The sequence below is a fragment of the Streptomyces sp. NPDC001770 genome (assembly GCF_053596135.1).
In genome coordinates, this window is the sequence record NZ_JBSFFN010000015.1 from 51,371 (window position 1) to 72,219 (window position 20,849).

The window sequence follows — 20,849 nt, forward strand, 5'->3', positions numbered from 1 at the left end:
GGTCGGCATCCCTCTCTCACCATCCGAGTTCGTCGGCGGTCGTTTCCGCGACGGCGGGCGCGCAGGTCATGCCACGTCCGCCAGGGCCGGTGACCAGCCAGACGCCCTCACGCACTTGTTGGCGGTGGACTACGCGGCCGGGTTCGGTGCACTGGGCGTAGACCCCGGCCCATCGGCGGCGGACGCGCGGCAGCGGCCGGCCGAGGAAGGACTCGACGACCGCGACGAGGTGCTCGTACGGCTCCTCGACGGTGTCGAAACCAAAGGGGTGCTCGTACTCGTGGGTGTCGCCGATGGTGAGACCGCCGTCGTGGCGCTGCACCATGAGGAGCTGCATGCGGTGTGCGGCGGCGACGGGCTCCTGGGGCTGCCCGGCTTCGAGGGCGTCGAGGGCGCTGCCCGTGTAGGCCGGGTAGTAGCGGAAACTGTCGGCGTCGGCGACGGACGTGGTGAGCGGCTCGCCCAGCGGGTCCGTCTGCATCATCTGCAGGCGTACACGGCGCACCGGCAGGTCGGGGCCCGCCAGTTCCCGCACCAGGCCACCGAGCCAGGCACCGGTGGCGAGGACGACGGCGTCGCCGGTGTGGACGTCACCGTGGTCGTCCCGCACCGAGGCGGTGCCGACGACCTCGCGCACCTCCCTGCCGCCGAGCCATGTGTACCGGCCGGACGCCAGCAGCGCGCGCTTGAGAGCGAGTTGGGCGGTACGTGGCTCGACCGCGGCGTCCCGTTCGCACCACAGCGCGGCGGTGAAGGCCCCGCGCAGCGCCGGGTTGACCGTACGCGCCTCCTCGGCGGTGAGGAGCTTGTAGCCGCGGGCTGCCGCGTCGGAGCGGGCGACGGCCGCTTCCGCGACAGCGATCTCCCGTGGGGTGCGGAGCGGGGTGAGCGAACCGCAGGGGCGGAAGCCCAGGTCCGGGACCTGCTCCCCGACGGACTCCCAGAGCTCCCGGGCACGCAGGGCGGTCTCCAGCTCCTCACCCCCGGCCCTGCCGCTCACCCATATCTGCCCGAAGTTGCGGAGCGAGGCCCCGCGGGCTTCGCGCTCGCGCTCGATCTGTACGACCTCGTGGCCGCGACTGACTGCGTGCCAGGCGTGCATGGTTCCCACCACGCCGGCTCCTACGACGATGACTCTCACGCCGGCCACGCTCCTCGGGAAGAGTGGCCCGGGCGGGTCCGTCCGGCGACCGCGGGATGAACCCGACATCACATTTGGACCAGACCCGTTATCATTTCGTTATCAAGCAATGCGGCCTCCCGGTCCGCCGGACCCGATCCGGCCGCCCCGTCCTGGACCGGCTCAGTCCTGCCGGTCCAGGCGCGTGGTGAAGGAGAACCTGTCCCCCCGGTAGAGCGTCCGCACCCGCTCCAGGGGCCGACCGTCGGCGTCCCGGGAGAGCCGGTGCAGCAGGAGCATGGGAAGCGCGGGCGGGGTGCCGATCAGCAGAGCCTCGCGCGGGGTCGCGAGGACGGTCTCGATCCGTTCGTCGGCGCTGCCGAAGGAGATGCCGAGCCGGTCGGCGAGGTAGGCGTAGAAGGATGAATCCGGGTCGAACTCCGTGTCCAGCCCGGGCGTCCGGGCGGCGGTGATGTACGTGCTCTCCAGCCCGACCCGCTCGTCGTCGGCGAGGAGCACCCGCTCCATGTGCCAGACGGGTTCTCCGCGCGGCACCGCGATCTCCGCGGCGAGGGCGGCGGGGCAGGGGAACCGTTCGAGCCCGATGAGGTGGCGGCCGGGGCGGCGCCCCTGCCGGCGGACGCCCTCCGTGTAGCTGGCCAGCGACAGCGGCTGTTCGAGCTTGGGGCCGGCCACGACGGTGCCCCGCCCCTGACGGCGCAGCCGGCCCTCCAGCAGCAGTTCGCGCAACGCCTGGCGCACGGTCTCGCGTGACACCTCGTGGCGCAGGGCGAGTTCGCGTTCCGTGGGCAGGAGGCCGCCTTCACCCAGTTCGTCGAGGAGAAGGGAGATGCGGGCCTTGACCGCGTAGTACTTCGGGATGCGGCCGTGCTCCGGGATGCCGGAGCGGATCGGTGCGCCAGGTGCCTGGTCGTTCGGGTAGTTCACCGCCCGATGGTGGCAGACGGACATGAACACGGATCCCGCGCGGGCACCTGCCAGGGCCCCGCACGGCCCCGTCGGCTCAGCCTCTGCCGCGCCGCATCCGGCGGGCCAGCAGCAGCGCGGCCGTACCGGCGAGCAGCAGCGCGGCGGCCACCGCGCCGGTACGCGGGGCCGCCGCACGGCCGGGGCGGCCGGTCCGGGCGAGCTCGGGCAGCGGGTTCCCGGCGGCATCGCGCAGCAGGCCGCTGCCGCCCGGGGGCGCGGTGGAGGGGGTGGTACGGGGGACCGCTGCCGGGGGCGATGTACCGGTACGTGTTCCGGGGGTGGCGGCGTTGGCGCCACCCGGTCCGGTTCCCGCGCCGGTACCGCCGTCCGTTGCGGCACCGCCGTCCGTACCGGTCGCGCCGCCTCCTCCGGCCCCTTCCCCACTCTCCGCGTCCGCGTCCCCGCCCCCATCCCCTTCCGTGGCCCCCGCCTCCGCTCCGGTACCGGGCTCGTCGCCCGCGTCCGCCCCGGTGCCGGACTCGTCGCCCGCGTCCGCGTCCGCTCCGGCGAGGAACTCGTCGGAGGCGGACTCGTCGGAGAACACCAGGTCGGCGCCGCCTTCCATGTCCCCCTCGACGATGGAGAACGGATAGTCCTCCGACTCCCCCACCCAGTCCCCGTCCGGAGCCACCACGGAGCCGTCCGCGACCGAGCCTTCCGCGACCGCGTCTCCGGGGGATGCGGCCGGGCGGCGCTGCACGATGGCGGCGTTGGCCACGACCTTGCCGGGCCGGGTGTCGGAGGTGAAGGCCATCCGGACGCGGACGGTGACCGTGCGTCCGGCGGGGACGGTGAAGCCCTCGAAGTCGTCGCCCCCTTCGCCGCTGCCGAAGACCCCGATCTGCTCGTTCCGGTCGGTGGTCTCCCAGCTGACCCGGTGTTCGGGACCCGCCTCCGTCCCGGCGCGCTCCGCGTACGCGAGCTGGATCTGGTCCGGCGTCAACTGCCGGTCCTGGTCGGTCAGGACGAGCACGGGATGGAGGGCACGGCAGGACTTGGCGGTGGTGTTGACGAGGTCCAGGTACCAGATCCCGTACCCCCCGCCGGACGCATAGGTGTCCGGGCCGCCGTGGATACGGGTGTCGATGGGGAAGTCCTTGGCCTCCGGATCACCGCAGGCGGGCGGCTGCTCCGCGAGGACGGTGGCGGTGGCGGAGTGCTCCGCCACCGAGGTCGGCGGGCCGCCGAGCAGCACGCCCGGCACGGCGATCCCGGCCGCCAGGCCGAGCGAGGTGAGCGCGCGTCCGTCGCGCAGTCGCGCGGGAGATAGCGGTCGCGCGGGAAGTCGTAGTCGTGCGGGAGGTTTGGGGGGCATGGGAGGCACCCTTCGCGGCTCGCGAACGAACGGCCGGCGCGGAGGAACCACCGGCGTGTCGTGACCGGTGCGCGGGAGTCACCGGCGTGTCGGCGGAGACGCTGCCACGCATACGTACGAACATCGCACCGACATGCCGGAGACCACCCGCCCGGCGGCACCCCGTCACTCCACCGCCCCGGCTCCGTCCGCCACTCCACCGCCGCCGGCCGTCCGCTACTCGGCCGTCCGCCCGAAGAGCGGGCCGAGGACCAGTTGGGCGGCGCCCTCGGCGACCGGGCGGTCGCCGCCGCCCGCGACCGCGACCGGTACGGGCGTCCCGACGCCTTCGCGCCGGGCGCGCTCCTCGATCACGGCGCGCACACCGCGTACGTAGGCGTCCTCGTGCGCCGCGACCGTACGCCCGCCCAGCACCACCCGGTCGATGTCGAGCAGCGCGACGAGGTTGGCGGCCCCTGCGCCCAGCACCCGGGCCGCCTCGGCGACATCGCCCCGGTCCACCGCCGCCAGGCAGAGGGCCTCGACGCAGCCGCGCCCGCCGCAGCCGCACGGCGGACCGTCCAGCTGGAGGGTCTGGTGGCCGAACTCGCCCGCGCCGGTGCGCGGGCCCCGGTGCAGGGCCCCGCCGAGGACGAGCCCGGCGCCCAGGCCCGTACCGAGGTGGAGGTAGGCGAAGTCGCCCGCGCCCGGGTCGCGCAGGGCGAGGCCGAGGGCGGCGGCGTTGGTGTCCTTGTCCACGGAGACCGGCAGGCCGGTGCGTGCGGCGAGGGCCTCGCGGAGCGGGAACCCGTCCCACTGCGGGAAGCCGGTGACCCGGTGCAGCACCCCGTCGCGGTGGTCGAGCGGACCGGGGAGGGCCACGCCCACCCCGAGAACGGCGGGGCCGCTCTCCGCGACGCCCGCGCTCACCTCCGCGACCGCGTCCGCCGCGCCCGCGACGACCTGGGCCGCCGGGGCGCCGAGGTCGAGGGGCGCGGTGCGGACGGCGACGGGCGTACCGGCGAGGTCGACGAGGACGGCGGTCAGCTCGTCCCGGTCCAGGTGGAGGCCGACCGCGTACCGGGCGTCCGGGACGAGCCGGAGCACCGTGCGTGGCTTGCCGCCGGTGGAGGCGCGGCGGCCGGCCTCGGCGGCGAGGCCCTCGGCGCGCAGCCGGGCGGTGATCTTGCTGACGGCCTGCGGGGTGAGCCCGGTGCGCTCGGCCAGCTCCAGCCGGCTGATGCCGTCGCCGCCCGCGCCGCGCAGCAGGTCGAGCACGAGGGCGGCGTTGTGGTGGCGCAGGGCCGGGAGGTTGACCCCGGCGCCATTGCGCGCGCCGACGCCCGGGGCGCTGCGGGGATCGCTGGTATCGCTGGTGTTCACCACCCCATTGTGGCTGTCGCTTGCACTTTGGCAACAGCGTTGCTTAAGTGGTGGGCATGACTTCCACCGATCCCCTCCGCGTCGCTCTCGTCGGCTACGGCCTGGCGGGCTCCGTCTTCCACGCCCCGCTGATCGCGGCGACCGAGGGCCTGGTGCTCGACACGGTCGTCACGTCCAACGAGGAGCGCCGGGCGCAGGCCCGCGCCGAGTTCCCCGCCGTCCGCTTCGCCGACTCCCCCGAGGAGCTGTGGGCGCGCGCCGACGAGCTGGACCTCGTCGTGATCGCGACCCCGAACAAGACGCACGTCCCGGTCGCGAAGGCCGCCCTGGCGGCCGGGCTGCCGGTCGTCGTCGACAAGCCGATCGCGGGTACGGCCGCCGAGGCGCGCGAGCTGGCCGCGCTCGCCGAGGAGAGCGGGCTGCTGCTCTCGGTCTTCCAGAACCGCCGCTGGGACAACGACTTCCTGACGATCGCCCGGCTGATGGCCGACGGCGAGCTCGGGGCCGTGCAGCGCTTCGAGTCCCGGTTCGAGCGGTGGCGCCCGCAGCTGAAGGGCGGCTGGCGCGAGTCGGGCGACCCGCAGGAGATCGGCGGGCTCCTCTACGACCTGGGCAGCCACATCGTGGACCAGGCGCTGGTCCTGTTCGGCCCGGCCGTGCAGGTGTACGCCGAGTCCGACGCCCGCCGTCCCGGCGCGGTGACCGACGACGACACCTTCATCGCGATCACCCACGCGAGCGGTGTCCGCTCGCACCTGTACGCCAGCGCCACCACGGCCCAGCTCGGCCCGCGCTTCCGGGTGCTGGGTGGGCAGGCCGGTTACGTGAAGTACGGCCTGGACCCGCAGGAGGCGGCGCTGCGCGAGGGCCGCCGCCCCGGCGTCGGCCAGGAGCCGTGGGGTGAGGAGTCCGAGGGCCTGTGGGGCCGGCTCGGCTCGGGCGAGTCGCCGCTGACCGGCGGCGGTGTACCGGTCCGTACGCTGCCCGGCGACTACCCCGCGTACTACGCGGGTGTCGCCGCCGCCTTGCGCGGCACCGGTGAGAACCCGGTCACCGCCCTGGAGGCCGCCGCCGCCCTGGACGTGCTGGAGGCGGCCCGCCGCTCCGCGCAGGAGGGCGTCTCCGTGACCCTCGTCCCGCAGCCGGGCGCCCACCCCGCCCGGTCCACCGGGACGCCGGCCGCGAAGGAGGCCCAGGCATGAGCAGCCGCCCCGACGCGCCGACCGTCTCCGAACTGCTCGCCCAGGAACGCCGGCTGACCCTGCCGCGCTTCGGGTACGAGGACGCGTACGCCCTCGGCACCCTGCTGGTCCGGCTGGCGCGCGAGCGCAACGCCCCGGTCGCCATCGACATCCGGCGCGGCCCGCAGCAGCTGTTCCACGTCGCACTCCCGGGCTCCAGCGCCGACAACGACGGCTGGATCGACCGCAAGCGCAAGGTCGTGGAGCGGTACGGCGAGAGCTCCTACCTCGTGGGCACCCGCTTCCGCGCGAAGGGCACCACCTTCGAGGACTCCTCCCGTCTGCCGCTGGGCACGTACGCCGCGCACGGCGGCTCGTTCCCGATCACCGTCGACGGTGCGGGCGTCATCGGCACCGTCACCGTCTCGGGCCTCCCCCAGGCCGAGGACCACGCCCTGGTGGTCCAGGGACTCGAGGAGTTCCTGGCCACGCTGGAAGGCTGAGCCGGACCCGTATCCGTGACTACGCCCCGGGGGCTCCGCGCATCGACAGCCGCGCGGGGCCCCCGGGGCGTTCGTACGGCGTGTTACGCGTCCTTCAGCACCTGGCGCTGGCGCCCCAGGCCCTCGATCTCGAGCTCGACCACATCGCCCGCCCGCAGGTACGGCTTCGGGTCCGGGTGGCCCATCGCGACGCCTGCCGGGGTGCCCGTGTTGATCACGTCGCCCGGGTAGAGGGTCATGAAGTGGCTGAGGTAGCGGACGACCTCGCCGACCGGGAAGATCTGCTCGGCGGTGGTGCCGTCCTGCTTCAGCTCGCCGTTGACCCAGAGCTTCAGGGGCAGCGCCTGCGGGTCGGGGATCTCGTCGGCGGTCACGAACCAGGGGCCGAGCGGGTTGAAGGTCTCGCAGTTCTTGCCCTTGTCCCAGGTGCCGCCGCGCTCGATCTGGAACTCGCGCTCGGAGACGTCGTGCGCCGTGGCGTAACCGGCGACGTGCTCCAGCGCCTCCTCGGCCGAGTCGAGGTAGCGGGCGGTGCGGCCGATGACGACCGCGAGCTCGACCTCCCAGTCGGTCTTCACGCTGTTGCGGGGCACGAGGACGGTGTCCTCGGGGCCGACGACCGTGTCGGGCGCCTTGAAGAAGAGGATCGGCTCGGCGGGGATCTCCGCGCCGGTCTCCTTCGCGTGGTCGTGGTAGTTCAGCCCGATGCAGATGATCTTGCCGATGCGGGTGAGCGGCGCCCCGGTCCGCAGCCCCTCCGGGTCGAGCTCGGGCAGCGAGGCGGGGTCGGCCGCGGCCGCGCGCACCCGGTCGAGCCCGTGCTCGTCGGCGAGCAGCGCACTGTCGATGTCGGGGACGACCCCCGACAGGTCGCGCAGTGTTCCGTCCTCCGCGAGCAGAGCCGGACGCTCCGCTCCCGCCGTGCCGACTCGAAGCAACTTCACGGGTGCCACTCCCTGGGTAGAGATGCCTGGGTGGAGATGGGTAACGGTCGCACGAGGTGCGACCGGCCGGCAGCCGAAACCGCACCCGCGCAGCCCGTTCTCACTTGTCCAGACTGCAAGACATCCGATCACTTGGCAAGGTGCGCCCAGTCCCTGGACGCAGCTCGGACCGCATGATCCCATGCAGGAATTGACTTCAAGGGTCAGACGACGGAGGCCATCGCCGCTCCGGCGGCCGGTGCGTCGCGGTAGAGGTAGGCCCTTTCGATCGCGGTCCAGGTGGTGCTGGTGACGACGTACAGGGCCGCCGCGAGCGGCACCACGGCCACGGTGAAGAGGGTGAAGAACGACATCAGCGGCATCACCTTCGCCATCGCGCCCATGCCCGGTACCGGCTGCCCGTCCGGGCCGGTGGTGGGAGTCACCGGGTTGAGGGCCATCTGACGCTTCGTACGCCGGTAGTTGAAGGTGGCCACGACCGCGACGATCGCGAAGAGGCCGAGGTAGACCAGCCCCTGGCCGCCGAAGAGGCCGCCCTCGGCGAGGGCGTGGTGCCAGCGCTCTCCGAGCGGCGCCCCGAAGAGCTGGTGACCGAGGAGTTCGTTGGCGTCGCCGCCGATCCGCGTGCTGGAGAAGAGGTGGTACAGCAGGAAGAACGCGGGCATCTGGAAGAGGCTCGGCAGGCAGCCGGAGAGCGGCGAGACCTGCTCCTCCTTGTGCAGCTCCATGAGCGCCTTCTGCATGCGCTCGGGGTTCTTGCCGTGCTTCTTGCGGAGCTCGGCGATCTGCGGCTGGAGGCGCGTACGGGCCTTCTGCCCGCGCGCGGCGGCCCGCGACAGGGGGTGCACGGCGAGCCGCACGAGGGCGGTGAAGAGGATGATCGCCGCGGCGGCGGACGCGGACTGGAAGAGCGGGTGGAGCAGGTCGGCGAACGCGCCGACCAGGCTCGCGAAAGCGGACATGAACGCGGACATGGGGAGCCCTCCGAGGGGTCTCGTCGTGCCGGTGAGGTGCGGAGTCGGAACGCGGGGCGTTCGGCGCGGGCACGGCGGCATGCCGGCGCGCGCGGGTACGGACGCGGCGCGGGGACTTCGTACGGGATCGGCGGACGGGACCGACGGGACGGGCACCCGTGGAGGGGTGCGTCCGCGTCGGGACCGGAGGCCCGGAGGCCCGGGGTTTCCGAAGTTCCTGATGCCCGAAGGGGCGGAAGCCTTACGCGGCGGCCGTGCGGAGCACGGCACGCCCGGGTGCGCGGGGGCGGGTGCGCCCCTTGGCGTCAGGATCGCGCTGCGGCAGGAACGCGGTGCGTCGCGCCCGGTCCCGCAGCGCGGTACGGACCCGCGTCCGGAGTACGGGCACGGCGCAGCGCGCGCTGATCACCGAGCAGGCGAGGAGCGCGGAGCCCGCCGCGGCGGTGGCGGCGAGCGCGACGGCCGCGGAGAGGCTGCCACCCTCGGTGAGGAGGATCTCGGCGACGAAGAGGACCAGCAGGCCCGCGGGCCGGAGCAGGCGCGCGAAGGAACCGCGGAGACGACCGGGGTGCGTGCAGGTGCTCGGGTACGCGTCGCTCATGTCTCCTCCTGTCCCGCCGCTCGTGCCGCTCGTGTCTCCGGTTCCGGGGGTCCGCCGCCGGACACTTCGCGGCCACGGACCTCTCCAGCCGTTATACACGATGACCTGGATCACACCGGGCGGCCGGAGGGGGGCCGGTGCGGGGCCGGAGGGGGGCGGTGCGGGCCCCCTCCGGCCCCGGAGCGGCTCACCCGGCCCCGGAGCGGCTCACCCGGCCCCGGCGGACGCCTCCAGGTGCGGCCCGGTCCCGCCGTCGGTCCCGTCGCCGATCTCGTCGCGGGCGAGCACCTCGTCGTCCGGCCGCTCGTCCCGGTCGCGCGGCCCCGCGTACGTCACCGCCAGCGCGACCGCCAGGTTGGCCGCCAGCGCGACGAGCCCTGCGTTCACGCCCCACACCGGGTCGTTCCCGTTGAAGACGAGCACGCAGACCACCGCGACACCGACCGCGAGTCCGCTGAACGCCCCGGTGAAAGTGAGCCGCCGCCACACCAGCGCCAGCAGCACCATCGGGAGCAGCTGCGCCATCCCCTCGTACGAGATGAGCGAGAGCCGCACGAGGGTGTTGGGCGCGGTGTAGGTGAGGAGCAGCGCGAGCCCGCCGGCCACCACGACCACGATCTGCGCCGCCCCCTTCTGCCGCTGCTGCCAGCGGGGGACCAGGGAGAGCACGCTGCGCCCCCACATCGTGCCGATGACCAGCATGAAGACGGCCATGGGCACGATCGAGGAGAGCGCGGCGGCGACCCCGATGACGCCGACGGCCCAGGCGGGCAGCGAGTCGGTGACGAGCTTGAAGAGGGCGAGGTTCGAGTCCGCCCCGACCAGCCCCGGTACGACGAACAGTGCGGCCATGCCGAGCAGCATTGGGACGAAGAGCAGGACGTTGTAGGCGGGCAGCCACATGGCGTTCCGCCGCAGGACGTCCGCGTTCCGGGCGCCGAGGTACCCGGCGACGGTGGTCGGGAAGATCACCACGGTGAGCGAGTTCAGGAACGACGTACTGATGAACCACGCCTCGCCGAGCCCGCTGTCCCCGTGCCCGGGGAACGTCAGCCAGTCGCTCTTCTCGGTGACGAGCCGGTCCAGAAAGGGGCCGTACCCGTCGAAGTAGTGGAGCGGTACGTAGAACGCGAGGAAACCGAGGGTCCCGATGACCATGACGTCCTTCAGCACCGACACCCAGGCGCTGCCGCGCAGGCCGCTGACGACGACGAAGCCGGTGGTGACGGCGAAGGCGATGAAGTAGGCCCAGTTGAGGCTGATCGCGCCGTAGGAGATCGTCGAGACGACCACGCCCATGCCGGTGATCTGGAGCTGGATGTACGGCAGCAGGAAGACGGTCGCGAGGACGGCGACGAGCGCGCCGAGCCAGGGCCGCCGGAAGCGGTGGGCGACCATGTCGGTGATCCCGACCAGGCCGTGCCGGCGCGCGTACCCCCAGAGGGTGGGGCCGACCAGGTACCCGAGGGCGTACCCGCAGGACATGTACGCGACGACGTACAGCACGGGCGCGCCGTAGTTGTAGCCCCAGCCGGCGGCGCCGAGGTAGCTGAAGCTGGTGTAGCCCTCGCCCGCCATCAGCACCCAGATGAAGACGGCCCCGAGGCTCCGCCCGCCCACGGACCACTCGGCCAGCCCGCCCCCTCCGCCCCCGCGCCCGCGCAGGGCGAGCAGCCCGAGCGCGACGGTGAGCACCATGAAGCCGGCGAAGACGGAGGTGGCGACGACGGCGTTCACCGGCGGTCCCCCCGCCGGGTCAGCCAGACGGCGACGGGCGTCAGCAGGGTCGCGCCGAGCATCCAGAGGAAGAGGAACGGCAGCCCGAACACGACGGGCTCCACCCGGTTCACCCACGGCAGGGCCCCCAGGTACAACACGTACGGGACCAGCAACCACCACACCTGCGGACGTCTTCTCAGCACCCGGGGACTTTACCGCCGCCCGGGTCCGGGGCCGGGGGCACGTCCCGGCGCGTCCGGGGTCTCCCGGTGCGTCCGGGGTCTCCCGGTGCGTCCGGGGCGTCCCGGGGGCCTGGGGCCGGGAGCCGGAGGGCCGTACTCGGGTACGGCCCCGGTACGACCCTGCTACGGCCCCGGCGGGTGTCCCCCGTGCGCGCCCGCTGTGAACCGGCTGTGCACCCCTCGCGTACCCGGTACGTACCCCTGGCGTACCCCCTGCGCACCCCTGTGTCCAGGCGCACTCCGGCCCCCTCGCCGGTTGCTCCCGCAGGCCCTCCCCGCCGCAGTACCGTGTGTGACATGCGCCCCGACACGCCTGCCGAGCACATCACCGAAGCCGAGCGACTGCTGCGCACCGCGGTGCGCTACCCGGAGGACCGCGAACCGCTGCTCCTCCAGGCGGCGGCCCACCTGGAACTCGCCGGCGAGCGCGCCCGCGCGGCGACCCTCTACGACGATTTGCTCACCGCCGAGGACGTTCCCGCCGAGGACCCCCACCTGGTGAAGGCCCTCAAGGCCGCCAACCTCTGGGAGTACGGGCACGAGGCCGAGGCCCGCGCGATCATCGAGGGCCTGCGCGTCGCGGCCCCCCGCGCGGCGGGACCGTGGACCATCGCCGCGGAGACCCTGGAGGCGCACGACGAGCTGGAGGCCGCCCACGACCTCTTCTCGACCGCGCTGGCCCTGCTGCTGACGCCGGGCGAGGAAGTCCCGTACGCCACCCAGTCCCTGCTCACCGGCCGCCACCGCGTCCGCCGGCTGCGCGGCTCGGAGCACGACGACTGGGACCGGCTCGCCGACACCCTGCACACGGCCGAGGTCCCCCTCGACGAACTGCACGACCCGAAGCGGCTCTGGTCCCTCGGCTCCTCGGACCCGGGCGAGCTGAAGGCGGAGATCACCCGCCTCCGCGCCGAGCTGGGCGTCTACCGAACGGCCCTCTCCCGCCCCTTCCCGGTCGCCGTCCTGCACTGGCCCGCGACCGAGCTGGCCGAACTCCTCGCCGCGTACCCGGCCCTGGCCGCCGAGTACCCCGACCACCCCGGCCACCTGACCGCGGTGGAGAACGCCCTGCGCGACCTCCACGCGGCCGGCACCGCCAACCTCGGCATCGTCACCGGCACCATCCCCTCCTACGAGGCCTTCGCCGCCTCCGAGGCCACCACCCCCGCCGACCCCGACCTCCTCCCCCTCTACGCCACCACCCTCGCCGCCCGAGGCCGAGCCCTCCCCTGGCCCCCGGCCAGGTCGGCGGCGTGCTGGTGCGGGTCGGGGGACGTGTACCGGGAGTGCCACGGGGTGGGGTGAAGCGACTCGGTCCCCACGACAGGCATACATACGGCAGACGAAAGGCGCGGGCACCCCAGCGAGGGGCCCGCGCTTTCGCATACGCGCCCGCGCGCGGCCTCTTCCGGCAACCATGGCTCACTCAGACCGTGTCAGCCCTGCTTGATACAACTACTTCGGTAGTGAGCCACGAGACAGGGGAAGTCGACCGTGCCCAAGGATTTCTCGGAGGCAGCTCCGGTGGTGGGGTTGTACGAAACGCTCATCACTCGACGCCTAGCGCAGCGCATCGGAGAGCTTGAAGCTTCCGGACACCGTTCCGTTGAAGCGGAGGTGGGCCAGGAGTCAGTACCGCATGTCCTCACCAGACACATCGCCACGACGGTTCGACAGGTGCTCCAGGGCTTGACGCCCACGGAGCAGGTCATCGCAGCAAACCACATACTTGAATCACTCAACTCCATTGAGGGCGCCGCCCCGTGGATCGATCTCGTCACGGACGGACCGCGGCAGTTGCTTGCAGTTGCCGAGCAAACGGCTCCGGGCGTCTACTCCATCCGCCCTGCTACGCCTCTGTCAGACACTGCTCTGATCACCAATGCACCCGAAGACCCCAGTCTTGGCTTCGAGTTGCGATCCGAGCTCGCCACCGCGGATCGCGTCGACCTCCTCTGCGCCTTCGTGAAGTGGCATGGCCTCCGTGTCCTTGAACAGGCACTGACCACAGCGCATCAGCGTGGGGTGCCCATCCGTGTTCTCACCACTACCTACATCGGCGCCACGGAACGACGAGCGCTCGATCGACTGGTCCGCGACTTTGGCGCGGAGGTGAAGGTCAACTACGAACTGCGCTCCACACGCCTCCACGCGAAAGCCTGGCTGTTCCGTCGAGAAAGCGGCTTTGACACGGCCTACGTCGGCAGCTCAAACCTCTCCAAGGCGGCGCTACTCGACGGCCTCGAATGGAACGTACGCCTCTCCTCCGTCGCCACCCCGGCCGTCCTTCGCAAGTTCGAAGCGACGTTTGACGCCTACTGGAGCGAGCGCTCCTTCGAAACGTACAACCCCGACGAGGACGCACAGCGGCTGGATGAAGCCCTGTCGCACGCCAGTGGATCGACCGAGCCTGCGCGCAACACCATCTCGCTCTCGGGGCTGGAAGTACGGGCCTACCCGCACCAGCGCGACATGCTCGAACGCCTCGAAGTAGAACGCACCGTGCATGATCGGCACCGCAATCTGCTAGTAGCCGCAACCGGCACAGGCAAGACCGTCATGGCTGCGCTCGACTACAAGCGATTGCGTCAACAGCTAGGGCGCGACCCTCGCCTTCTGTTCGTTGCCCACCGTAAGGAGATCTTGGAACAGTCTTTGCGCGTCTACCAAAATGTTCTGGTTGACGCCAACTTCGGTGAGCTCTGCTACAGCGGCGAGATCCCCGAGGACTGGACCCATGTCTTTGCTAGCGTCCAGTCACTCACTTCACAGCGGCTTGACCAACTAGACCCGGCCCACTTCGATGTCATCGTCATTGACGAGTTCCACCACGGCACGTCACCCACTTACCGACGGATCCTCGATCATTTCACCCCGAGCGAACTTCTCGGCTTGACTGCTACTCCCGAGCGCATGGACGGCCTCACCATCCAGGACGTCTTTTTCGATGGGCGGATCGCGGCGGAGATGCGCCTCTGGGAGGCGCTAGAGAACAACCTCCTCAGCCCCTTCCACTACTTCGGCATCACGGACAATACCGATATGACCGCCGTCGCATGGAAGGCCGGGGCGTACGACCGCGGCTCGCTTGGCGACTTGTTCACCGGCAACGAAGCCCGTGCTCGCCTCGTCGTTCAGGCAGTGAAGGACAAGGTCACCGACCCCGGAAGCATGCGTGCTCTTGGGTTCTGCGTGACGGTCTCACACGCACATTTCATGGCCGACTTCTTCCGGCGGGCAGGCCTCAACGCAGTTGCCCTCTCCGGGGAGACGTCGCGCGAGGAGCGCAAGAGAGCACTTGATGGGCTGCGTTCTGGCTCACTGCAGATCATCTTCTCCGTAGACCTCTTCAACGAAGGGCTCGACATCCCCGATGTGGATACCCTTCTCCTGCTGCGACCCACCTCTAGCGCGACTGTCTTCCTGCAACAGCTAGGCCGAGGCCTGCGCAGAACTGAGGGCAAGGCGGTGCTCACCGTTCTGGACTTCATCGGCCAACACCGCAAGGAGTTCCGATTCGAAGAACAGTTCCGGGCACTAACTAACCTGACACGCAACAGGCTTCTGCACCACGTTGAGCAAGACTTTCCCCAACTGCCGTCCGGTTGTCAGATCATCCTGGAGTCAAAGGCCAAGGATTTGATCATTGACAACATTCGCAACCAAATCTCTGTTAACGTCACGCACCTAGCACGCGAGGTGGCTTCGTACGCGGAGCCCCGCCTTGCGGGATACCTGCGCGAGAGCAGGCGCGAGATCAAGGAGTTGTACCGCGGCAACGGCAACTCCTGGACAGGACTTCTGCGTAGAGCTCACCTGCTGCCCTCAGATGGCCCAGAGGGTGAAGCTTCGCTCCTCAAGCGCGTCACCGCCTTCCTCCACATCGACGATCCGCTGCGGGCCCAGGCGTACTCGACGCTGCTCGCCGAAAGCCCGCCTAAATATGCCGAAATGACAGAGCAGGAGCAGGCGTTCGCTCGTATGCTTTTCTTCTCCCTGTGGCCGCTCGGCGGTGGATTTGCAAGCTACCAGGAGGGATTTGATGCCCTCAGCGACCAGCCAGCATTCCGTAGCGAGGTTTGCCAGGTATTGGAGCACGTTCTCGACCGGGTTGATCATGTTCCGATCCCCCTGTTTGGCACCCACAGCAGCCTCCCCCTCGCCATTCACTCCTCGTACAGCCGCGAGGAAATACTGCCCGCTCTGGGACAGTCGACAATGGGCGGATTCATGCCCGGAAACTTCCGCGAAGGCGTCAAGTGGTGCGAGCGCATCGCTACCGACGCATTGCTCATCACTCTAGAGAAGGATGAGAAGGACTTCTCACCCGAGACACGCTACAAGGACTACGCGTTGAATGACTTCCGATTTCACTGGGAGTCCCAAAACCAAACATCGGAAACATCACCCACCGGCATCCGATATCAAAAGCACAAGGAACTCGGAACTCAGGTACTACTCTTCGTGCGCCGCTACAAGAAGACTGATATCGGTGGACCGCAGCCCTGGATGCTACTGGGCCCCGCCGAATACATCGAACACACCGGCAGCAAGCCCATGGGCATCGTTTGGAAACTGCGTCATGAGATTCCTGCCGATGTGCTGACTTATTCGGCGATCGCGGCGGGGTAATTGAGCTTCCCGCCTATCCTCTGGCGGATCGATTCCCACCAACCGATGAATCGATCCGCTAGAGGATATCGATAATTCTCAGAAAATCCGTCCCGCGGCAGTTTCATCCTCGACACCCCAGCGACGACGATGTGCACGGACGAATCTTTCCCGTATGCGATGTTCAGGAACTTGCCAGAGAGGAGCACTACGGGGAGTTCCGGTCGCCGGGAATCGATCTATAACCGAGAGATCATCGGTGAGGTACAGGGCGCCTCGATCAAACCGGACATGGCAGTTCGGGCAGAGACACAGCACATTTCCCTCAACGTCAGGACCGCCATCGGGACCACCAAGAGCGTGTATGTGCGCGCCCTCTGCGTAGCTCTTCCCCCCTTCCCCTACGGCCAGGGAGAGACGGCAGACCTGACAGGCGTAGCCGTGCCATGCTTTCACCCGTCGCGCGACCTCGCTGTCGCGAACGATTCTTTCGACCGTAGTCGTACGCCTCCGGACTGGACCCTCCACCCGTTCCTCAGCCTGCCCCCGCCTCTCGCCAGGCCCTTGGTCGGCGTCGGCCAGGATGACCCGGAGTTGATCCTCAAGGGGAATCACCTCCTGTCGGGCAGACGGAAGTCGCCGAAGCAGGAACCGGCAGATCATAAAGCCCGCCCTGCCGGTTTCATCCCACTTTCTTACGATCTCATACAGACCGTCATAGCGATAACCATTTAGAGGTGAGTAATCCTTTTCACCAGAACTACCCCTGATAACACGAATAGGGTGCCCCGCGATAAAGCTCTCACTAAGTCCGGCATTACCCGGCTTAGTCCAGTCCTGGTCTGAAGTCTGCTGCCGCGAGTCCCGGGTTCGCCCACCGACGCCCGTGTACGTGATCTCGTCCCAGGCATCGACATCATCCTCGTACCCATTGTTAAGAACGATCGCGTCTGCCTGAACTCGCCCGTGTTTGTCCCGACCCCAGGAGATTCCATCCTCTTCAACCTTGTGCAGTTTGACTGCTTTAACTTCCTTACGCGAAGCGAAGAGAGCACCCGGCTCAACCCCGTCCACGTGTCCAAATACGGGCCTGTATTGCTGCTTCATGCAGCCATATTGCCGAGAGCCATCTCGGGGCAAGTTGAATTCCACACATCGAGACGCACACCGCTAGCCGGTCGGATCCCCCTGTCCGCTGCGGCCGCCTGACCAGCACAAGGCTCCAGGCGAAGCCTTCAGCAGGGAATCCGATGGCCCCGCCCCCGACCCCCATGCTGCACTGCCGACATGACCCTGATGGTGAGCGTGTTCGTGCTGGACGACGCCGGCGAGTCGCACGTGCTGGACACCCCCGAGGACTGTTCGGACCTGGCAGGGCCGGAGGTGTGGCGGACGAGCGTCTGGGCGTCGGAGGCGGTACGGGAGCTCGGGGCGCGGTTCTTCCCCGCGCTCGCGGAGGGGTGGCTCGTGGCGCAGCCCGAGGAGGTGGCCGAGCTGCTGGACGAATGCGCGCTGCTCCGGGGGAGCCTCGTGTCCGTCGCGGGCCGGAGGGCGGAGGAGGAGACGGCGAGGGACGTGCCGCTCGCCGACGCGGTACGGAGCATCGGGGACCGGCTGGCGAACGTCGAGGATGCATGCCGGCGGGCCCTGGCGGTCGGCGGGGGCGTCCTCGTCTGGTGAGAGAGCAAGCGGATGAGGGCAGGTGGGAGCGCGGCCGTAACCGGAATCCGGTGGCCCGAGCCGCCCCGGCCCCGCGCCCCGCCCCGCCCCCGCCCCTGGCTCCCCGTCCCCGCACCGCCCCCGGCGCCCCGCCCGGCGTGCGCGGCCCCCGCACAGCCCCCGCGTGGCCCGTGCGCCTCCCGGCGCGCCGCCGCACGCCCTGCCCGCCGCGCTCACCTGTGGTTACGTTGATGGACGCACCGCGGACCGCCGGGGCTCCATGTGGGGAGTCCGGTCCGGATCGCGGCGCGTGCTCCACCGGGGCGGCTGTTGTGGCCGGTCCGTGGGAGCCCGGCGTACCCCGAACCGGAGGTTCCGGCATGACCGTCTCCCGTACCGCCGCCTCGCCCCTCCCCTCCTCCCCGGAGCCCCCGAAGCTCCCGGAGCCCCTGACGCCTCTGAAGCGGCGCGTCGTCGCCCTCGCGGGGGCCGCCGCGCTGACGTTGGGGGCCCTCGCGGTCGCGCCCGGGGCCTCCGCCGCCTCACCGGAGACGGCCGCGCCCGCCGTGGCCGCCGTGCCGGGCGGGTGCGCGTACACCGCGACCTCGAACCGGCCGGTGCTCCGGGCCGGCAGCAGCGGGGCCGCGGTGAAGCAGGCGCAGTGCCTGAGCAACGTGTGGGGAGGGCTGGTGCCGAAGCTGGACGTCGACGGGAAGTTCGGGGCCGCCACCCAGGCGAAGGTCAAGTGGATCCAGGGGTGCCACGGGCTGCCGGAGGACGGCGTGATCGGTGCCCGGACCTGGGAGGCGCTGTACTACCCGGTGCCCGACTGCTACGACCCGTATCCGGGCTGATCCCGGTCCGCACCCCCACCCGCACCCGTCCCCGTCCCCGTCCCCATCCCCGCCCCCGTGAGCAGGGCCTGGAGCGCCGGCGCGTAGAGGTCCGCGAGGCGCTCCGGGGTGGTGCGGGAGCCTTCCCCCTCGGGGTGCAGGCTCAGGGCGGCGCCGAGGCCGATGAGCTGGCCCGCGGCGAGTTCGGCGCGCAGTGCGCCGTCGGGTCCGGGGAGCCGGGCGGCCAGCCGCTGGGTGACCTGCTCATGGAAACGGTGGCGCAGCAGGACGCGTTCGTCGCGGTTGCCGAGCGAGAAGACCACCCGCAGGAACGGGTCGGTGCCGTAGGCCCGGCGGCGGCGGACGAGGGTGAGCACCATGTGCCGGCCCAGCCGGTCCAGCGGGGCGTCGAAGATCGCGTCGGCCTCGGGGCCGAAGTCGGCGACGGCGCCGAAGAGCTCGTCCTTGCGGCCGAAGTGCTTGATCACCAGGGACGGGCTCACTCCGGCGTCGGACGCGATGCCGCGGATGGTGACCTCGGCGTACGGGTTCCGCATGAAGGCCCGCCGGGCCGCCAGCAGGATCGCCGCCCTGCCGGTACCGGAGTCCGGCGCCCCGGACACATCGGACGCCCCGGACACGTCGTGCGCCCCTGGTGACCTGTGCGAACCGTGCGATCCCGGCGGTACGGCGTGCGCTGCGGCCCGGCCGGTCATGCGCCCTCCTGGATGGCTCTGGCCGGCGCACCTGCCTTCCGGTCCGCCCGCTTCTTCGTCCCTGCGACCGTACCCGCCTTCGCGCGGCCCGCTCCCGGCAGCAGCAGGGTGACCAGCAGCGCGAGCAGGGCCGCGGCCCCCGCGATCACGAAGACCAGCTGGTACGCGTGGAGCGTCGGCGCGGTGAGTCCGCCGGCCCGGAAGGTCACGTTGCTCAGTACGGCGGCGACGGCGGCGCTGCAGAAGGCCTGGCCGACCGAGCGCATCAGGGTGTTCAGGCCGTTCGCGGCGCCCGTCTCGCTGACCGGTACGGCCCGCATCACGAGGGCGGGGAGCGCGGAGTAGGCGATGGCCGTGCCCGACGCGACCACGGTCGCACCGGCCACGATCGTCCAGAGGCTGTGGCTGGTGAAGTAGCGGACCCCGTACCCGACGGCGATGATCACCGAGGCCACCGCCAGGCTGACCTTCGGCCCGTACGCGGCGGAGATGCGCGCCGACACGGGCGACAGCAGCACCATCGCGACCCCGCCGGGCAGCAGGCAGAGCCCGCTGACGACGATCGACGCGCCGAGCCCGTACCCGGTGACCTTCGGCTCCTGGACCATCTGCCCGGTGACCAGGGAGTTCGCGTAGAAGGCGAAGCCGATGAGGAGCGCCGCGAGGTTGGCATGGAGGACGGCGGGGCGGGCGGAGACCCGGAGGTCGACCATCGGGCTCGGTGAGCGGAGTTCGTACGCGCCCCAGAGCAGCCCGGTCAGTACGGCGGCCACCAGGAGGCCGAGGGTGAGCGGGGAGGTCCAGCCCCAGTCGCCGCCCTGGGTGACGGCGAGCAGCAGGCAGACGAGTACGGCGGCGAGCCCGAGCCCGCCGACGGCGTCGAAGCGGCCGCGGTTGCGCACCGGTGACTCCGGTACGAAGAGCAGCACCAGCACGAGGTCGAGCAGGGCGATCGCGCCCGAGACCCAGAACATGGTGTGCCAGTCGAAGTGCTCGACGACGAACGCGGCGACCGGTACGCCCACCGCGGCGCCGATGCCGAGGGTGGAGCTCATCAGGGCGACGGCGGGCAGGACGCGTTCCGGGGGGAGTTCGTCGCGCAGGATGCTGATGCCCAGCGGGACGACGGCGAGCGCCGCGCCCTGGAGCGCGCGGCCCGCGATGAGGACGCCGATGTGGGAGCTGATCGCGCAGAGCACCGAGCCGGCGAGGAGCGAGCAGAGCGAGGCGAGCAGGACGCGCCGCTTGCCGTACATGTCGCCGACGCGGCCGAGGACCGGGGTGAAGACCGCGCCGGTCAGCAGGGTGATGGTGACGAGCCAGCTCGCGGCGGACGGAGTGGCGCCGGTGAGTTCCGGGATGTGCGGCAGCAGCGGGACGACGAGCGTCTGCATGACCGCGACGACCACGCCGCAGAAGGCGAGGATGCCCATGGCCAGGCGCGGGGACGACGGTGTTCCCGCGTCCCGGCCGGCCGCGGGGGTGGTGGGCCGGGCGGGCGTCGGGGGCGGGGTGGGTATGTCCGCTGGCATACGTGCTCCGGGAACGGTGAGGGCGCCGGAAGGCGGTGAGGGCGGCACGCCCGGTGGGTGCACAGGCGTTCACCTTCAGGGTAAACGCCTGTGCACCCCCCTGTCCCCGGGGTCCGTGGATCGGGCACGTATCGGCGCGTTAGCCTCGGAATCCCCCGGACGCCGACGCGGGACGCGTCGCGACGGGGCTCGGACGACAACACGAAAGCGAAGGTGCCTGCCATGGCGAAGATTCCGGCAGCGGCAGTGGCGGCGAGCGGTCTCGTCGGCGGTTACGGGGTGGCCCGGTGGACCCGGAAGCGCCCCCTGGGCGGCGCCGCGCTCGCCGTGGCCGGGGCGGTCGCCGCGTACGAGTGGAACCGGACGGCAGGCCCCCGCGCCGCCACCGGCCTGACCACGGCGTACGTCGCCGCCTTCGCCGGATCGCACGTGCTCGCCAAGAAGCTCGGCGCCTGGCCCGCCGTCCTCACCGTGGCCGGCGGGGTCGCCGCCGCGTCCTGGGCGGTCACCCGCCGCGCGGCCTGAGGGACGCAGGATGCCGGGCGGG

Annotated in this window: 19 protein-coding genes; 7 read left to right on the forward strand and 12 right to left on the reverse strand. The window is 71.0% G+C overall.

Translation table 11 applies throughout. The features are described from left to right. Nucleotides 1–16: 16 nt before the first annotated feature. The 4 genes from ACWCSV_RS15795 to ACWCSV_RS15810 form a co-directional block, all read right to left on the reverse strand. A complete protein-coding gene (locus ACWCSV_RS15795; RefSeq protein ID WP_451142478.1) occupies nucleotides 17–1,141 on the reverse strand; it encodes a TIGR03364 family FAD-dependent oxidoreductase in 1,125 nt (374 codons plus the stop codon). Nucleotides 1,142–1,303: 162 nt separating this feature from the next. Beyond that, nucleotides 1,304–2,068, reverse strand: a complete 765-nt coding sequence (locus tag ACWCSV_RS15800; protein ID WP_451142480.1) for a GntR family transcriptional regulator — start codon at nucleotides 2,066–2,068, stop codon at nucleotides 1,304–1,306. Between the two features lie 76 nt (nucleotides 2,069–2,144). Beyond that, on the reverse strand, nucleotides 2,145–3,425 hold the full coding sequence (locus ACWCSV_RS15805) for a peptidase (protein ID WP_451142482.1): 1,281 nt from the start codon (nucleotides 3,423–3,425) through the stop codon (nucleotides 2,145–2,147). A gap of 216 nt (nucleotides 3,426–3,641) precedes the next feature. Further along, complete coding sequence (locus ACWCSV_RS15810) at nucleotides 3,642–4,787, reverse strand: ROK family transcriptional regulator (RefSeq protein ID WP_451142484.1); 1,146 nt, start codon at nucleotides 4,785–4,787, stop codon at nucleotides 3,642–3,644. 56 nt (nucleotides 4,788–4,843) lie between these two features. Between ACWCSV_RS15810 and ACWCSV_RS15815 the strand changes: the two genes are divergently transcribed. Next, nucleotides 4,844–5,989, forward strand: coding sequence for a Gfo/Idh/MocA family oxidoreductase (locus ACWCSV_RS15815; protein ID WP_451142486.1), 1,146 nt, complete (start codon nucleotides 4,844–4,846; stop codon nucleotides 5,987–5,989). After that, nucleotides 5,986–6,471 carry a heme-degrading domain-containing protein gene (locus tag ACWCSV_RS15820; RefSeq protein WP_451142488.1) on the forward strand — a complete coding sequence of 162 codons (486 nt, stop codon included), beginning with the start codon at nucleotides 5,986–5,988 and terminating at the stop codon, nucleotides 6,469–6,471. Before ACWCSV_RS15815 ends, ACWCSV_RS15820 begins: the two co-directional genes overlap by 4 nt. An 83-nt stretch (nucleotides 6,472–6,554) precedes the next feature. Here ACWCSV_RS15820 and ACWCSV_RS15825 read toward each other — a convergent pair whose 3' ends face one another. The 5 genes from ACWCSV_RS15825 to ACWCSV_RS15845 all read right to left on the reverse strand — a co-directional run bounded on the left by ACWCSV_RS15825 (nucleotide 6,555) and on the right by ACWCSV_RS15845 (nucleotide 10,882). After that, nucleotides 6,555–7,415 (reverse strand): fumarylacetoacetate hydrolase family protein, encoded by an 861-nt coding sequence (locus tag ACWCSV_RS15825; protein ID WP_451142490.1) that lies wholly within the window; start codon nucleotides 7,413–7,415, stop codon nucleotides 6,555–6,557. Nucleotides 7,416–7,618: 203 nt separating this feature from the next. After that, a complete protein-coding gene (locus ACWCSV_RS15830; protein WP_451142492.1) occupies nucleotides 7,619–8,389 on the reverse strand; it encodes a YidC/Oxa1 family membrane protein insertase in 771 nt (256 codons plus the stop codon). A 241-nt stretch (nucleotides 8,390–8,630) separates the two neighbouring features. Continuing rightward, nucleotides 8,631–8,990, reverse strand: coding sequence for a DUF6412 domain-containing protein (locus ACWCSV_RS15835; RefSeq protein ID WP_451142494.1), 360 nt, complete (start codon nucleotides 8,988–8,990; stop codon nucleotides 8,631–8,633). Between the two features lie 207 nt (nucleotides 8,991–9,197). Next, complete coding sequence (locus tag ACWCSV_RS15840; RefSeq protein WP_451142496.1) at nucleotides 9,198–10,727, reverse strand: sodium:solute symporter family protein; 1,530 nt, start codon at nucleotides 10,725–10,727, stop codon at nucleotides 9,198–9,200. Further along, nucleotides 10,724–10,882, reverse strand: coding sequence for a DUF3311 domain-containing protein (locus tag ACWCSV_RS15845; protein ID WP_327180007.1), 159 nt, complete (start codon nucleotides 10,880–10,882; stop codon nucleotides 10,724–10,726). The genes ACWCSV_RS15840 and ACWCSV_RS15845 overlap by 4 nt, the downstream gene beginning before the upstream one ends. Before the next feature lie 366 nt (nucleotides 10,883–11,248). On the opposite strand from ACWCSV_RS15845, the gene ACWCSV_RS15850 reads away from it, so the two are divergent. After that, nucleotides 11,249–12,256, forward strand: a complete 1,008-nt coding sequence (locus ACWCSV_RS15850; RefSeq protein ID WP_451142498.1) for an SEC-C metal-binding domain-containing protein — start codon at nucleotides 11,249–11,251, stop codon at nucleotides 12,254–12,256. Between the two features lie 189 nt (nucleotides 12,257–12,445). Then, nucleotides 12,446–15,583 carry a DUF3427 domain-containing protein gene (locus ACWCSV_RS15855; protein WP_451142500.1) on the forward strand — a complete coding sequence of 1,046 codons (3,138 nt, stop codon included), beginning with the start codon at nucleotides 12,446–12,448 and terminating at the stop codon, nucleotides 15,581–15,583. 78 nt (nucleotides 15,584–15,661) lie between these two features. Here ACWCSV_RS15855 and ACWCSV_RS15860 read toward each other — a convergent pair whose 3' ends face one another. Further along, complete coding sequence (locus ACWCSV_RS15860) at nucleotides 15,662–16,669, reverse strand: YDG/SRA domain-containing protein (RefSeq protein ID WP_451142502.1); 1,008 nt, start codon at nucleotides 16,667–16,669, stop codon at nucleotides 15,662–15,664. Between the two features lie 180 nt (nucleotides 16,670–16,849). Here ACWCSV_RS15860 and ACWCSV_RS15865 point away from each other — a divergent pair, with 180 nt between their 5' ends. Next, nucleotides 16,850–17,242: a hypothetical protein gene (locus ACWCSV_RS15865; protein ID WP_451142504.1), complete on the forward strand. Its 393-nt coding sequence runs from the start codon at nucleotides 16,850–16,852 to the stop codon at nucleotides 17,240–17,242. Nucleotides 17,243–17,601: 359 nt separating this feature from the next. Beyond that, nucleotides 17,602–18,075 carry a peptidoglycan-binding domain-containing protein gene (locus ACWCSV_RS15870; protein WP_451142506.1) on the forward strand — a complete coding sequence of 158 codons (474 nt, stop codon included), beginning with the start codon at nucleotides 17,602–17,604 and terminating at the stop codon, nucleotides 18,073–18,075. Here ACWCSV_RS15870 and ACWCSV_RS15875 read toward each other — a convergent pair. Next, nucleotides 18,054–18,770, reverse strand: a complete 717-nt coding sequence (locus ACWCSV_RS15875) for a TetR/AcrR family transcriptional regulator (RefSeq protein ID WP_451142508.1) — start codon at nucleotides 18,768–18,770, stop codon at nucleotides 18,054–18,056. The genes ACWCSV_RS15870 and ACWCSV_RS15875 overlap by 22 nt on opposite strands. Continuing rightward, nucleotides 18,767–20,302 (reverse strand): MFS transporter, encoded by a 1,536-nt coding sequence (locus tag ACWCSV_RS15880; protein ID WP_451142510.1) that lies wholly within the window; start codon nucleotides 20,300–20,302, stop codon nucleotides 18,767–18,769. Before ACWCSV_RS15880 ends, ACWCSV_RS15875 begins: the two co-directional genes overlap by 4 nt. Nucleotides 20,303–20,524: 222 nt before the next feature. On the opposite strand from ACWCSV_RS15880, the gene ACWCSV_RS15885 reads away from it, so the two are divergent. Then, nucleotides 20,525–20,827 carry a hypothetical protein gene (locus ACWCSV_RS15885; protein WP_451142512.1) on the forward strand — a complete coding sequence of 101 codons (303 nt, stop codon included), beginning with the start codon at nucleotides 20,525–20,527 and terminating at the stop codon, nucleotides 20,825–20,827. Nucleotides 20,828–20,849 lie beyond the last annotated feature (22 nt).

Excerpts from the sequence above, each read along its gene's own strand:
- ACWCSV_RS15805 (WP_451142482.1), bottom strand. The coding sequence starts at position 3,425 with ATGCCCCCCAAACCTCCCGCACGACTACGACTTCCCGCGCGACCGCTA.
- ACWCSV_RS15815 (WP_451142486.1), top strand. The coding sequence starts at position 4,844 with ATGACTTCCACCGATCCCCTCCGCGTCGCTCTCGTCGGCTACGGCCTG.
- ACWCSV_RS15820 (WP_451142488.1), top strand. The coding sequence starts at position 5,986 with ATGAGCAGCCGCCCCGACGCGCCGACCGTCTCCGAACTGCTCGCCCAG.
- ACWCSV_RS15830 (WP_451142492.1), bottom strand. The coding sequence starts at position 8,389 with ATGTCCGCGTTCATGTCCGCTTTCGCGAGCCTGGTCGGCGCGTTCGCC.
- ACWCSV_RS15835 (WP_451142494.1), bottom strand. The coding sequence starts at position 8,990 with ATGAGCGACGCGTACCCGAGCACCTGCACGCACCCCGGTCGTCTCCGC.
- ACWCSV_RS15850 (WP_451142498.1), top strand. The coding sequence starts at position 11,249 with ATGCGCCCCGACACGCCTGCCGAGCACATCACCGAAGCCGAGCGACTG.
- ACWCSV_RS15860 (WP_451142502.1), bottom strand. The coding sequence starts at position 16,669 with ATGAAGCAGCAATACAGGCCCGTATTTGGACACGTGGACGGGGTTGAG.
- ACWCSV_RS15865 (WP_451142504.1), top strand. The coding sequence starts at position 16,850 with ATGACCCTGATGGTGAGCGTGTTCGTGCTGGACGACGCCGGCGAGTCG.
- ACWCSV_RS15870 (WP_451142506.1), top strand. The coding sequence starts at position 17,602 with ATGACCGTCTCCCGTACCGCCGCCTCGCCCCTCCCCTCCTCCCCGGAG.
- ACWCSV_RS15875 (WP_451142508.1), bottom strand. The coding sequence starts at position 18,770 with ATGACCGGCCGGGCCGCAGCGCACGCCGTACCGCCGGGATCGCACGGT.
- ACWCSV_RS15880 (WP_451142510.1), bottom strand. The coding sequence starts at position 20,302 with ATGCCAGCGGACATACCCACCCCGCCCCCGACGCCCGCCCGGCCCACC.
- ACWCSV_RS15885 (WP_451142512.1), top strand. The coding sequence starts at position 20,525 with ATGGCGAAGATTCCGGCAGCGGCAGTGGCGGCGAGCGGTCTCGTCGGC.